This is a genomic window from Geodermatophilus sp. SYSU D00079 (genome assembly GCF_054050635.1).
This window is the reverse complement of sequence record NZ_JBJGZS010000014.1, coordinates 12,823-24,895: the sequence shown is the minus strand read 5'-3', so window position 1 is coordinate 24,895 and position 12,073 is coordinate 12,823. Positions and strand designations below refer to the sequence as shown.

Sequence of the window (12,073 nt, the reverse complement as noted above, 5' to 3'; positions counted from 1 at the left end):
CCGGGCACGCGCTCGTCGAGCGCCGGCGAGGGGAACGCGTGAACGAGTCGTCAGCCGGCCGCAGCGGGTTCTCGCCCGCGTACCTGGACCGGGTGGGTTCCTCGTTCACCGACTTCCTCGCCGTCACCGCGCCGGACCTGCTGCCCGGTCGCCGGCCGGTGCCGCAGATCCCGGTCGGTGACATCACCCCGCACGGCACCACGATCGTCGCGGTCACCTACGCGGGCGGCGTCCTCATGGGCGGTGACCGGCGCGCCACCATGGGCAACCTGATCTCCAGCCGGGACATCGAGAAGGTCTACCCCGCGGACACCTGGTCGGTCATCGGCATCGCCGGGGCCGCGGGCATCGCCATCGAGATGGTGAAGCTCTACCAGGTCGAGCTCGAGCACTACGAGAAGATCGAGGGGCTCACCCTCTCCCTCGACGGCAAGGCCAACCGCCTCGCACAGATGATCCGCGGCAACCTCGGCGCGGCGCTGCAGGGGCTGGCCGTCGTCCCGCTGTTCGCCGGGTTCGACCTCGACGCGGCCGAGGGCGCCAGCCCGGGGCGGATCTTCAGCTACGACGTCACCGGCGGCAACTACGAGGAGCGCGGCTACTCCGCGGTGGGCTCCGGGTCGCTGTTCGCCCGCAACTCGCTGAAGAAGACCTGGCGCCCCGGGTTTCCCGAGGACGCCGCCACGCGCTCCCTGGTGGAGGCGCTCTACGACGCCGCCGACGACGACTCGGCCACCGGCGGCCCCGACCCGGTGCGGCGGCTGTACCCGATCGTCTACCGGGTCGACGCCGAGGGCGCCCTGCGGCTCTCCGACGACGAGGTCGCCGCCGTCGCCAAGACCATCACCGACGAGCGGGCCGCCGCGGACGGGCAGGGCTGATCGCCATGACGATGCCGTACTACGCCTCGCCCGAGCAGCTGATGCGCGACCGCTCGGAGTACGCCCGCAAGGGCATCTCCCGCGGCCGCTCGGTCGCCGTCGTCACCTACGCCGACGGCGTGCTGTTCATCGCCGAGAACCCCAGCTCCACCCTGCACAAGGTCGGGGAGCTCTACGACCGGATCGGCTTCGCCGCGGTGGGCCGCTACAGCGAGTTCGAGAGCCTCCGGGTCGCCGGGGTGCGCCTGGCCGACGTGCGCGGCTACTCCTACAACCGCCGCGACGTCACCGGCCGGGTGATCGCCAACGCCTACGCGCAGACGCTCGGGGAGATCTTCACCCAGCAGATGAAGCCCTACGAGGTGGAGCTGTGCGTCGCCGAGGTCGGCGACACCCCCGAGTCCGACCAGCTGTTCCGGCTCACCTTCGACGGCTCGGTCGTCGACGAGCCGGACTTCGTCGTGATGGGCGGCCAGGCCGAGGCGGTCAGCACCCACCTGCGCGAGCACTTCCTGCCCGGTATGAGCCTCGCCGAGGCGCTCAAGGTCGGCGTGCAGGCCCTGTCCGCGGTCAGTCCGGCCACCAGCGCCGGCAACGGCGGGCCGGCCCTGCTGTCGGCCGAGCAGCTGGAGGTGGCCGTCCTCGACCGCCGCCGGCCCAAGCGGGCGTTCCGGCGGGTCGTCGGCGCCGCCCTGCGCACCCTGCTCGACCGGGGGGACGAGTCCGCCGCCGAGACCGTCGAGGAGCCGCACACCGCCTCGCACGCCCCCAGCACGCCGCAGCCCGGCGCGCCGGCCGGGCTGGGCGACCCGGCGGCCCCCGACACCGGGGGCACCGCCGGCAGCGGGGGACAGGCCCCCACCACCTGAGCGAGGGCCTCCCTGCCCCGCCGTGCGCCGGTGGGGCAGGGAGGCCGGCCCGGTCCCGGCACGGGGCGCCGAGAAGGGGCCAGTGTCGGTTCCGGCGCCTAGAGTCGGATCGTGGAACGACGGATCTTCGGGATCGAGACCGAGTACGGCGTCACGTGCACCTTCCGCGGGCAGCGTCGGCTGTCCCCGGACGAGGTCGCCCGCTACCTGTTCCGCCGCGTGGTGTCGTGGGGGCGCAGCTCCAACGTGTTCCTGCGCAACGGCTCCCGGCTCTACCTCGACGTGGGCAGCCACCCCGAGTACGCCACCGCGGAGTGCGACGACCTCACCGAGCTCGTCGTCCACGACAAGGCCGGGGAGCGGATCCTCGAGGGCCTGCTGGTCGACGCCGAGCAGCGGCTGGCCGAGGAGGGCGTCACCGGCGACATCTACCTGTTCAAGAACAACACCGACTCGGCCGGCAACAGCTACGGCTGCCACGAGAACTACCTCGTGGGCCGGCACGGGGAGTTCAGCCGGCTGGCCGACGTGCTGATCCCGTTCCTGGTCAGCCGGCAGATCGTCGTCGGCGCGGGCAAGGTGCTGCAGACCCCGCGCGGGGCGATCTACTGCGTGAGCCAGCGCGCCGAGCACATCTGGGAGGGCGTCTCCAGCGCCACGACCCGGTCCCGGCCGATCATCAACACCCGCGACGAGCCGCACGCCGACGCCGAGCGCTACCGGCGGCTGCACGTCATCGTCGGCGACTCCAACATGAACGAGACGACGACCCTGCTGAAGGTGGCCGTCACCGACCTCGTGCTGCGGATGATCGAGGCCGGCGTCCCGATCAAGGACATGGCGCTGGAGAACCCGATCCGCGCCATCCGGGAGATCAGCCACGACATGACCGGACGGCGCAAGGTGCGCCTGGCCAACGGCCGGGAGATGTCGGCGCTGGAGATCCAGGCCGAGTACCACAGCCGGGCCGCGGAGTTCGTCGACCGGGAGGGCTTCGGCCCGGTCCACCGGCAGATGCTGGAGCTGTGGGGGCGGGTGCTCAAGGCCGTGGACTCCGGTGACCTGTCGCTGATCGACCGCGAGATCGACTGGGCGACCAAGTACACGATGATCGAGCGGTACCGGGCCAAGCGGGACCTCCCGCTGTCGCACCCGCGGATCGCCCAGATGGACCTCGCCTACCACGACATCAGCCGCAAGCGGGGCCTGTACTACCTGCTGGAGCGCAACAACCAGGTCGACCGGGTGGCCCACGAGCCACGGGTGTTCGAGGCCAAGAACGTGCCGCCGCAGACCACCCGCGCCCGGCTGCGCGGGGAGTTCATCCGCAAGGCGCAGGAGAAGCGCCGCGACTTCACCGTCGACTGGGTGCACCTCAAGCTCAACGACCAGGCGCAGCGCACCGTGCTGTGCAAGGACCCGTTCAAGGCCGTCGACGAGCGCGTCGACAAGCTCATCGCGTCCATGTGAGCCCGGCGGGCCCGGCCGTGGCCGGCCCGCGAGGAGCGCGCGCCGACGTCGGGCGGCCGCCGGCCTCCCGGCGGAAGTGCCGGCAGCGCTCCTCGCGGGTGGGCGGCGGCGCCGGGCCGCGGTGTCGACCGGTGGGTCGCCGATCAGTCGAGCGGCACCCGCAGGGCGGCGTAGCGGCCCGCGGCGGCCGCGGCGAGGAAGTACGCCCGCTCCTCGGGGTAGCCGCGGCCCATCGTCGACAGGGGCACGGGGGAGAGCCCCAGCGCCTCCTCCAGGCCGTCCACGTCCATCCACACCACCGGGTTGCGCTCGGGCTGACCGGCGAGGTCCTCCTCGACCTGCCCGCCCAGCTCCGACCCGAGCCCGCGCGGCGCCACCAGCGTGACCCCGGCCAGCGCCACCCGGCCGAACGCGGTCAGCGAGTGGTGGGAGACGCCGCGGTGGCGCGGGCGCGGGTCGGCGTCGGAGATCCGCAGCGCCCCGACCGGCTGCCCGCCCAGCACCGACACCGCGTTGCACGCCTCACCGGCGGCCACCCCCGAGAAGCCCCACGGCGTCCCGGTGCCGAGGTTGCCCGGCCCCTGGGTCACGATCGCCACGTCGGCGCCCAGCACGTGCCGGGCCGCCAGCAGCCCGGTGTGCAGGGTGACCGCCTCCACGTCGCCACCGAACGCCTGGCCCACCGTCACCACGCCGGCCAGGGACGGCGCCAGCGCCGACAGGGTGCGGGAGAAACCCGCGACCAGCGCCCCGCCGTCGGTCATCACGTAGGCGACCCGCAGGTCGGGGTCGGTGGCCAGCACCCCGATGAGCGCCGCGGGCAGCGCCGAGTGCAGGTCGGCGACGACGACCGGCATGCCGGCGAGGTCCTCGGCCTCGGCGATGGTGTCGTGGGAGTCGGTGTCCTGCTCGTCGACGCCCCGCACGGTCACCTGCAGCGGTGTGTACCGGGCCTTGACCAGGTGCCCGGGCCCCTCCGGGTCCGGCGGCAGCCGGTCGGGGACGGCGACGACGAGGGCGTACCCGCCGGTGCCCAGGCGCTGCGCCCAGGCGGTGGTGTTGAGCAGCACCGTGTCGCCCACCTCGGGCAGGCCCACCAGCGACGGGTGCGCCAGCGCCCGCACCTCACCGTCGTCCGGGACCTGCACGGTGAGCTCCTGGGCGTCCCGCCAGGACCGCCCCAGGGCGGTCACCGTCCCACGCCGCCACCGGATCCGCTGCTGCATCGACGTCGCTTCCCCCACGCGGGCAGGCTAACCAGGCCCCTCGCGGGGCGCCGTGCTGCTGGTCGGCCCACCCCACCCGGCGCCGCGGTGACTAGCCTGGGCGCGTGGCGGCGAAGCGGGCAGAACGGCTGGTGAACCTGGTCATCGCCCTGCTCGGCACCCGGCAGTACGTGACGGCGGCGCGGATCCGGGCCACGGTGCCCGGGTACGAGCCCGACGACGGCACCGCCCGCGCCGACGAGGCGTTCAAGCGGATGTTCGAGCGGGACAAGGCCGAGCTGCGCGAGATGGGCGTGCCGCTGGAGACCGGCCGCACCAGCGTCTTCGACACCGAGGACGGCTACCGGATCGCCCGCGCCGACTACGAGCTGCCCGAGATCACGCTCACCGGGGAGGAGGCCGCCGCGGTCGGCCTGGCGCTGCGGCTGTGGGAGTCCGCGCAGCTGGCCGGGGCCGCGCAGAGCGCCCTGGTGAAGCTCAAGGCCGCGGGCGTGGACGTCGACAGCGGCCGCTCGATCCCGCTGCGGCCCCGCCTGGACTCCGACGAGCCGGCCTTCGAACCCTGCTACGTCGCGGCCCGCGACCGGCGGGTGATCGAGTTCGACTACCGCCGTCCCGACGAGGACGCGCCCACCCGCCGGCACGTTCAGCCGTGGGGCGTGGTGGCCTGGCACGGCCGCTGGTACCTGGGCGGGCTGGACCTCGACCGGCAGGCGCCCCGCGTGTTCCGCCTGTCCCGCGTCGTCGGCCTGCCCCGGGCCACCGGCCCGGCCGGTGCCTTCGAACCGCCGGAGGACGTCGACCTCGCCGCCATGGTGGCCGGCCAGTCCACCGGGGAGGAGCAGCTGGTGGTGGTGCGGGCCCGGCCGGGGACGGCGATCGGGCTGCGCCGGCACGCCGTGCCGCTGGGCCCGGCCGACGCCGGCGACGGTCAGGTCGAGGACCGCCTGCAGGTGCGCACCACCGATCCGGCGCGGCTGGCCGACGAGCTGGCCGCCTACGGTCCCGACGTCGTGGTCGAGGCGCCGGCCGCGGTGCGCGACGCGGTGGTCGAGCGGCTGACCCGGCTGGCGGCGATGGCATGACCGCGCCCACCACCACCGAGCGCATGACCCGGCTGCTCGCGCTGGTGCCCTACCTGACCGCCCGCCCCGAGGGGGTGCCGCTGGCCGAGGTGGCCCGCGACTTCGGCGTCCCCGAGCGGCAGCTGCGCCGCGACCTCGAGCTGCTGTGGATGTGCGGCCTGCCCGGCTACGGCCCCGGGGACCTCATCGACCTGGCCTTCGAGGGGGACCGGGTGCGGGTCACCTTCACCGCGGGCATGGTCCGCCCGCTGCGGCTGACCACCGACGAGGCGGTCGCCCTGGTGGTGGCGCTGCGCACGCTGCTGGAGCTGCCCGGCCTGGCCGAGCGGGAGGCGGTCAGCCGCGCGCTGGCGAAGGTGTCGGCCGCCGCGGGGCACGCCGGGGAGCGGGTCACGCCGGTGGCGCTGTCGGTGGACGCCCGCGAGCAGGCACTCGCCGTCGTCCGCGACGGGCTGGAGCGCAAGCGGGCGCTGCACCTGCACTACTACGTGCCCACCCGGGACGAGCGCACCGAGCGCACCGTCGACCCGCTGCGGCTGCTGCTGGTCGACGGCCGGTGGTACCTGGAGGCCTGGTGCCGCCGCGCCGAGGGGCTGCGGCTGTTCCGCCTGGACCGGGTCGACGACGTCGTCGTCCTCGACGAGCCCGCGGCCCCGCCCGAGGGGGTGCACCTGCGCGACGTCGACGCCGGCATCTACCAGCCCGGGCCGGACGCGCCGGTGGTGCGGCTGCGGCTGGCCCGCACCGCCCGCTGGGTGGCCGAGTACTACGCGGTGGAGGACGTCCGCGAGGTCGACGACCCGCCCGGCGGTCTCGCCGTCGCCGTCCGCACCGCCGACGTCGCCTGGGCGCGGCGGCTGGTCGCCTCGCTGGGCGGCGCGGCGACCGTCGAGGAGCCCGCCGGGCTGGCCGCGGCCGTCGCCGCCGACGCCCGCGCGGCGCTGGAGCGCTACGGGGTGCAGCCGCCGCGGCCGCCCGGGGCCGGGGACTAGGGTCGGCGCCGTGCTGCTGCTGGTGGTCTGGATCGCCGTCGCCGTCCTCGCCGTCGTGGTCCTGGGCGCGCTGCTGTACGGCCTGCTGGGTGCGGCCAACCGGCTGCGCCGCGAGCTGGAGGCCCTGCAGCAGGAGGTGCGCCCCGTCCTCGCCCAGGTGCAGGCGAGCGCCGCGCGGGCCGCCGACACCCAGCGTTCACCCTGATCTCACCCTGCGACCCCCCGGTTGCGGGGGATGCACACCCGGTCCGGCCACGTAGCATCGAAGACGCCCACCCCACCCCTGGAGGACCGTCATGGCCGGACTCGGCCCCCTGGAGATCGGCCTGATCATCCTGGCCATCCTGCTGCTCTTCGGCTACAAGAAGCTGCCGGACGCCTCGCGTTCGCTCGGGCGCTCGCTGCGCATTTTCAAGGGCGAGATGAAGGGCATGAAGGACGACGACGTCCGCACCAAGGACGCCGCCACCACCGCCGTCCGCGGTGAGGTGCTGCCGCCGGCCGGTCCGGACGCCGCCGCCCTCGAGGCCGAGGCGCTGGCCGCGGAGGCCCGGGCCGCCGAGCTGCGCGCCCGCGCCGCCCGGCGCAGCGACAGCACCCGCTGACCCCTCCCGCACCGGCACCACGATGAGCGACGACGGCCTGCGACGGTCCCGCCTGCGGCGACGCCGCCCGCCGCGTGACGCGGCGGCGACGATGACGCTCATCGCGCACCTCACCGAGCTGCGCAACCGCGTCGCCAAGGCGCTGCTGTTCCTCGGGCTGGGGACGGTCGTCGGGTTCCTCTGGTACGACCACGGGCTGCTGTCCTTCCTCACCGAGCCCTACTGCGCGCTGCCCGGGGAGCTGCGGCTGCAGCAGGACGGCGACTGCCGGCTGGTGGTCCTCGACGTCTTCGGCGGCGTGCTGCTGCGGCTGAAGATCGCGTTCATCGCCGGCGCGGTGCTCTCCTCGCCGTTCTGGCTCTACCAGCTGTGGGCGTTCGTCACTCCCGGCCTCAAGCGCAACGAGAAGCGCTACACCGTCGGCTTCGTGGCCGCCTCGACCACGCTGTTCGCCCTCGGCTCGGTGCTGGCCTACATCACCCTGCGCAAGGGCCTGGAGCTGCTGCTCACCCTGGCCGGTGACGAGGTGGCCTTCCAGCTGACCGCCGAGCTCTACCTGGGTTTCGTGATCAGCCTGCTGGTCGCGTTCGGGCTGTCCTTCGAGGTGCCGCTGGTGGCGGTGGCGCTGAACCTGGTCGGCGTCCTCAGCTACCAGGCGCTGAAGAGGTCCCGGCGGTGGATCTTCTTCCTCACCATCGTCTTCGCCGCCTTCGTCACCCCCACCCAGGACCCGTTCACGATGCTGGCCATGGCCGGGCCGATGATCGTGCTGTTCGAGCTGGCCATCCAGATCGCCCGCATCGTCGACCGCCGCCGGGCCAAGCGCGCGGCCGTCGAGCACTTCCACGGTCTGTCCGACGACGAGGCCTCACCCCTCGACGCCGCGCCCACGCCGATCGACGACCTGCGCCGGGAGGACGACCAGCCGGTCGAGGGCCCGACGGTCCGCTCGTCCCGCTGAGCGTCGCGGTCCTGCTCAGCCCGGCCGCGGGCCGGGGCCGGGCCCGCCGGGCAGTCGGCCCGGTGCTCGCCGCCCTGCGCACCGCCGGGCTGGACCCGCGGGTGCTGCCGGCCACCACCCGCGCCGACGCCGAGGCGCAGGCGGCCGCGGCGGTCACCGCCGGGGCCGCCGCGGTGGTGGCCGTCGGCGGGGACGGCGCGGCGCACGCCGGGCTGCAGGCCGTCGCGGGCACCGGCACCCCGCTGGCCGTCGTCCCGGCCGGGACCGGCAACGACCTCGCCCTCGCCCTCGGGACGCCGGCCGATCCGGTGGCCGCCGCGCGGGCGGCCGCCGAGGACCTGCGGGCCGGCGCGGTGCGCACCCTCGACGCCGGGCGCACCGGCGGGCGCTGGTGGGCCACCGTGCTGTGCTGCGGCTTCGACTCCGCGGTGACCGACCGGGCCAACCGGCTGCGCTGGCCGCGCGGACCGCGCCGCTACGACGTCGCGGTCCTCGCCGAGCTGGCCCGCCTGCGGCCCCGCGAGGTGACCCTGCTGCTCGACGGCGCGGCCCGCACCCTGCCGGTGACGCTGGTCGCCGTCGGCAACACCGCCTGGTACGGCGGCGGGCTGCGGGTCTGCCCGGCCGCCGACCCCACCGACGGCCGCCTGGACGTCACCGTGGTGGGGCCGGTGTCGCGGCGGGAGCTGGTGCGCACCCGGCCGCGACTGACCGCCGGCAGCCACGTCGAGCACCCGGCGGTCAGCGTGCACCGGGCCGCGCGGGTGGAGCTGGCGGGGGAGGGGCTGACCACCTACGCCGACGGGGAGCCGATCACCCCGCTGCCGGCCACGAGCGTGTGCGTGCCCGGCGCGCTGGCCGTGGCGGGCACCGGCCGCTGAGCCGGGTCCGACGGTGACCGGCCGGGGTCCCCGGGCCCACCGGACCACGGGCGACCGGCCGGGGCCGTGACCCCCGGGGGCACCGTCCGGGCGCGGCACCGGCGAGGCGGCCGGATGACGGGGGCCGGCACCACCGGGGCGCTCCGCCCGTCGAACAACCGTTATCCCCAACACGGCCGCATCGAGGGTCGGACGCGCCGACCGGAGCGGACACGCCTAACGTGGAGACATGTCCAGCCCCGCTGAGCGGTACGCGGCTGCCCGGCGGCGCAGTGCCCACCCGACGCTCGCCGACTTCACCGCCGAGTTGTCCTTCTCCCTCGACCCGTTCCAGGTGGAGGCCTGCGAGGCGCTCGACGAGGGCGCCGGCGTCCTGGTCTGCGCGCCCACCGGCGCCGGCAAGACCGTCGTCGGCGAGTTCGCCGTGCACAAGGCGCTGGCCGAGGGCCGCAAGGCGTTCTACACCACCCCGATCAAGGCGCTGAGCAACCAGAAGTACAACGACCTGGTCGAGCGCTACGGGGAGGACCGGGTCGGCCTGCTCACCGGGGACAACGCCGTCAACGGCGACGCACCGGTGGTCGTGATGACCACCGAGGTGCTGCGCAACATGCTCTACGCGGAGTCCCCGGCGATCGCCGGCCTCGGCTACGTCGTCATGGACGAGGTGCACTACCTGGCCGACCGGTTCCGCGGCGCGGTCTGGGAGGAGGTGATCATCCACCTCCCGCAGTCGGTGACCCTGGTGTCGCTGTCGGCCACGGTGAGCAACGCCGAGGAGTTCGCCGACTGGCTGGTCACCGTGCGCGGCCACACGAAGGTCGTGGTCAGCGAGGTGCGGCCGATCCCGCTGTGGCAGCACATGCTGGTCGGCAACCGGGTGTTCGACCTGTTCTCGCTGCGCCCGGCCGCGCACGCCGCCGAGCAGGGGGACACGCCGCGGCTGCTGTCCACCCGCGACCGCGGCGCGAGCGTGGTGGACCCGGAGCTGGTCCGGTACGTGCGGGAGTACGAGCGGCGGATCGACACCTGGGGCGGGGGCAACGGCGGCTCCCGCCGGGAGCGGGACTGGCACAAGCCGCGGTACCGCCCGCCGGCGCGCCCCGACGTCATCGAGCGCCTCGACCGGGCCGGCCTGCTGCCGGCGATCACCTTCGTGTTCAGCCGCAACGGCTGCGACGCCGCCGTCGACCAGTGCCTGCGGGCCGGTCTGCGGCTCACCGACGAGCGCGAGCGCGCCGAGATCGCCGCGATCATCGACGAGCGCACCGGGTCGCTGCCGGAGGAGGACCTGCACGTCCTGGGCTTCTGGGAGTGGCGGGAGGGCCTGCTGGCCGGGCTGGCCGCGCACCACGCCGGCCTGGTGCCGGCGTTCAAGGAGACCGTCGAGGAGTGCTTCGTCCGCGGCCTGGTCAAGGCGGTGTTCGCCACCGAGACCCTCGCGCTGGGCATCAACATGCCCGCCCGCACCGTCGTCCTCGAGCGGCTGGTCAAGTGGAACGGCGAGGCGCACGTCGACGTGACGCCGGGGGAGTACACCCAGCTCACCGGCCGGGCCGGCCGCCGGGGCATCGACGTGGAGGGGCACGCGGTCGTCGTCTGGGCGCCGGGCATGGACCCCTCGGTGGTCGCCGGGCTGGCCAGCACCCGCACCTATCCGCTGCGCTCGTCGTTCCGGCCCAGCTACAACATGGCCGTCAACCTGGTCGGCTCGTTCGGCCGGGCACGGGCGCGGGAGCTGCTGGCCTCCTCCTTCGCCCAGTTCCAGGCCGACCGCTCCGTGGTGGGCCTGGCCCGCGCCGCCGCCCGGCACGAGAAGGACGCCGAGCGGTGGGCCGCCGAGATGCACTCCGAGCACGGCGACGTCGGCGGGTACGCGATGGTGCGCCAGCAGATCGCCGACCGGGAGAAGGAGCTCTCCCGCGACTCGCAGGCCCGGCGCCGGGTGGAGGCCGCCGACGCCCTGGCCGCGCTGCGCCCCGGTGACGTCATCCGCGTCCCCCAGGGACGGCGGCAGGGGCTGGCCGTGGTCCTGGACCCCGGCATCACCGACCTCGCCGAGCCCCGGCCGCTGGTGCTCACCGAGGACAAGTGGGCCGGCCGGCTCGGCTCGGTGGACTTCCCGACGCCGGTGACCGCGCTGGCCCGGGTGCGGGTGCCCAAGAACTTCAACCACCGCAGCCCGCACGCCCGCCGCGACCTCGCCGCCACCCTGCGCAACGCCCGCGTGGAGCACGACCTCGGCGCGCGGCGGGTCAAGCAGCGCTCGGCCGCGGCCGACGACCCGGTGCTGGCCGACCTGCGGCGGGCGCTGCGGGCGCACCCGGTGCACGGGCTGCCCGACCGGGAGGAGCGGGTGCGGGCCGCCGAGCGCTGGCTGCGCGCCGTCCGGGAGGCCGAGGCCACCCACCGCCGGATGGCCGAGCGCACCGGCTCGCTCACCCGGCAGTTCGACCGCACCTGCGACGTCCTGGAGGAGCTGGGCTACCTGGTGCCCGAGGTCGCCCCGCTGGTGCCCGCCGACACCGAGGCCGTGCCGGCGGTCGACGACGTCCCCGTGGTCACCGACGACGGGCGCCGGCTGGCCCGCATCTGGTCCGAGGCCGACCTGCTGGTCGCCGAGTGCCTGCGCGCCGGGGTGTGGCGGGGCCTCACGCCGGCCGAGCTGGCCGCGGCGGTGTCCACGCTGGTGTTCGAGGCACGGCGGGACAACCCCAGCCAGCCCGCCGTGCCGGCGGGGAAGGTGGCCGCCGCGATCGCCGAGATGCGGCGGATCCGGGCCCGGCTGCAGGACGTCGAGCTCGACCACGGCGTCCCGGGCACCCGCGACCTGGACCTCGGCTTCGCCTGGGCGGCCTTCCGCTGGGCCGACGGGCAGAGCCTCGACCGGGTCCTGGCCGGCGCCGAGCAGGCCGGCACGGAGCTCTCCGGCGGGGACTTCGTGCGCTGGGCCCGCCAGCTCATCGACCTGCTCGACCAGCTGGCCAAGGGCGCCGAGGATCCGGTGGCCGCGACGGCCCGGCGGGCCGTGGAGCGGGTGCGGCGCGGTGTGGTGGCGGTCGCGGTGGGCGGCTGACCGGCGCGCCGCACCGCCGTCCGGGCG

The 12,073-nt window shown here is 75.2% G+C and carries 11 protein-coding genes; 10 read left to right on the top strand and 1 reads right to left on the bottom strand.

Going from position 1 to position 12,073, the window contains the following annotated elements; all coding sequences use genetic code 11:
- Positions 1-38: 38 nt before the first annotated feature.
- From prcB to pafA, 3 genes are all read left to right on the top strand, one after another.
- Positions 39-881: a proteasome subunit beta gene (gene prcB, locus ACI79E_RS13065; RefSeq protein ID WP_456932977.1), complete on the top strand. Its 843-nt coding sequence runs from the start codon at positions 39-41 to the stop codon at positions 879-881.
- 5 nt (positions 882-886) lie between these two features.
- Positions 887-1,750, top strand: coding sequence for a proteasome subunit alpha (gene prcA / locus ACI79E_RS13060; protein ID WP_456932976.1), 864 nt, complete (start codon positions 887-889; stop codon positions 1,748-1,750).
- A 111-nt stretch (positions 1,751-1,861) separates the two neighbouring features.
- The gene (gene pafA / locus ACI79E_RS13055; protein ID WP_456924064.1) at positions 1,862-3,220 is read left to right on the top strand and encodes a Pup--protein ligase; all 1,359 of its coding nucleotides are present in this window, start codon (positions 1,862-1,864) and stop codon (positions 3,218-3,220) included.
- Between the two features lie 143 nt (positions 3,221-3,363).
- On the opposite strand, the gene ACI79E_RS13050 is transcribed toward pafA, so the two are convergent.
- Positions 3,364-4,464, bottom strand: a complete 1,101-nt coding sequence (locus ACI79E_RS13050) for a DUF3866 family protein (protein WP_456932975.1) — start codon at positions 4,462-4,464, stop codon at positions 3,364-3,366.
- An 86-nt stretch (positions 4,465-4,550) separates the two neighbouring features.
- Here ACI79E_RS13050 and ACI79E_RS13045 point away from each other — a divergent pair, with 86 nt between their 5' ends.
- The 7 genes from ACI79E_RS13045 (at position 4,551) to ACI79E_RS13015 (ending at position 12,046) form a co-directional block, all read left to right on the top strand.
- Positions 4,551-5,531 (top strand): helix-turn-helix transcriptional regulator, encoded by a 981-nt coding sequence (locus tag ACI79E_RS13045; RefSeq protein ID WP_456932974.1) that lies wholly within the window; start codon positions 4,551-4,553, stop codon positions 5,529-5,531.
- Positions 5,528-6,523 (top strand): helix-turn-helix transcriptional regulator, encoded by a 996-nt coding sequence (locus tag ACI79E_RS13040; protein ID WP_456932973.1) that lies wholly within the window; start codon positions 5,528-5,530, stop codon positions 6,521-6,523. The genes ACI79E_RS13045 and ACI79E_RS13040 overlap by 4 nt, the downstream gene beginning before the upstream one ends.
- A 10-nt stretch (positions 6,524-6,533) precedes the next feature.
- The gene (locus ACI79E_RS13035; RefSeq protein WP_456932972.1) at positions 6,534-6,728 is read left to right on the top strand and encodes a hypothetical protein; all 195 of its coding nucleotides are present in this window, start codon (positions 6,534-6,536) and stop codon (positions 6,726-6,728) included.
- Between the two features lie 91 nt (positions 6,729-6,819).
- On the top strand, positions 6,820-7,128 hold the full coding sequence (tatA, locus tag ACI79E_RS13030; protein ID WP_456932971.1) for a Sec-independent protein translocase subunit TatA: 309 nt from the start codon (positions 6,820-6,822) through the stop codon (positions 7,126-7,128).
- Between the two features lie 22 nt (positions 7,129-7,150).
- On the top strand, positions 7,151-8,089 hold the full coding sequence (tatC, locus tag ACI79E_RS13025) for a twin-arginine translocase subunit TatC (protein ID WP_456932970.1): 939 nt from the start codon (positions 7,151-7,153) through the stop codon (positions 8,087-8,089).
- Positions 8,086-8,970: a diacylglycerol kinase family protein gene (locus tag ACI79E_RS13020; protein ID WP_456933064.1), complete on the top strand. Its 885-nt coding sequence runs from the start codon at positions 8,086-8,088 to the stop codon at positions 8,968-8,970. The genes tatC and ACI79E_RS13020 overlap by 4 nt, the downstream gene beginning before the upstream one ends.
- A gap of 229 nt (positions 8,971-9,199) precedes the next feature.
- Positions 9,200-12,046 carry a DEAD/DEAH box helicase gene (locus tag ACI79E_RS13015; RefSeq protein ID WP_456932969.1) on the top strand — a complete coding sequence of 949 codons (2,847 nt, stop codon included), beginning with the start codon at positions 9,200-9,202 and terminating at the stop codon, positions 12,044-12,046.
- Positions 12,047-12,073 lie beyond the last annotated feature (27 nt).

Coding starts and splice junctions, on each gene's coding strand:
- prcA (WP_456932976.1), top strand. CDS start 887: ATGACGATGCCGTACTACGCCTCGCCCGAGCAGCTGATGCGCGACCGC.
- ACI79E_RS13040 (WP_456932973.1), top strand. CDS start 5,528: ATGACCGCGCCCACCACCACCGAGCGCATGACCCGGCTGCTCGCGCTG.
- tatA (WP_456932971.1), top strand. CDS start 6,820: ATGGCCGGACTCGGCCCCCTGGAGATCGGCCTGATCATCCTGGCCATC.
- tatC (WP_456932970.1), top strand. CDS start 7,151: ATGAGCGACGACGGCCTGCGACGGTCCCGCCTGCGGCGACGCCGCCCG.
- ACI79E_RS13015 (WP_456932969.1), top strand. CDS start 9,200: ATGTCCAGCCCCGCTGAGCGGTACGCGGCTGCCCGGCGGCGCAGTGCC.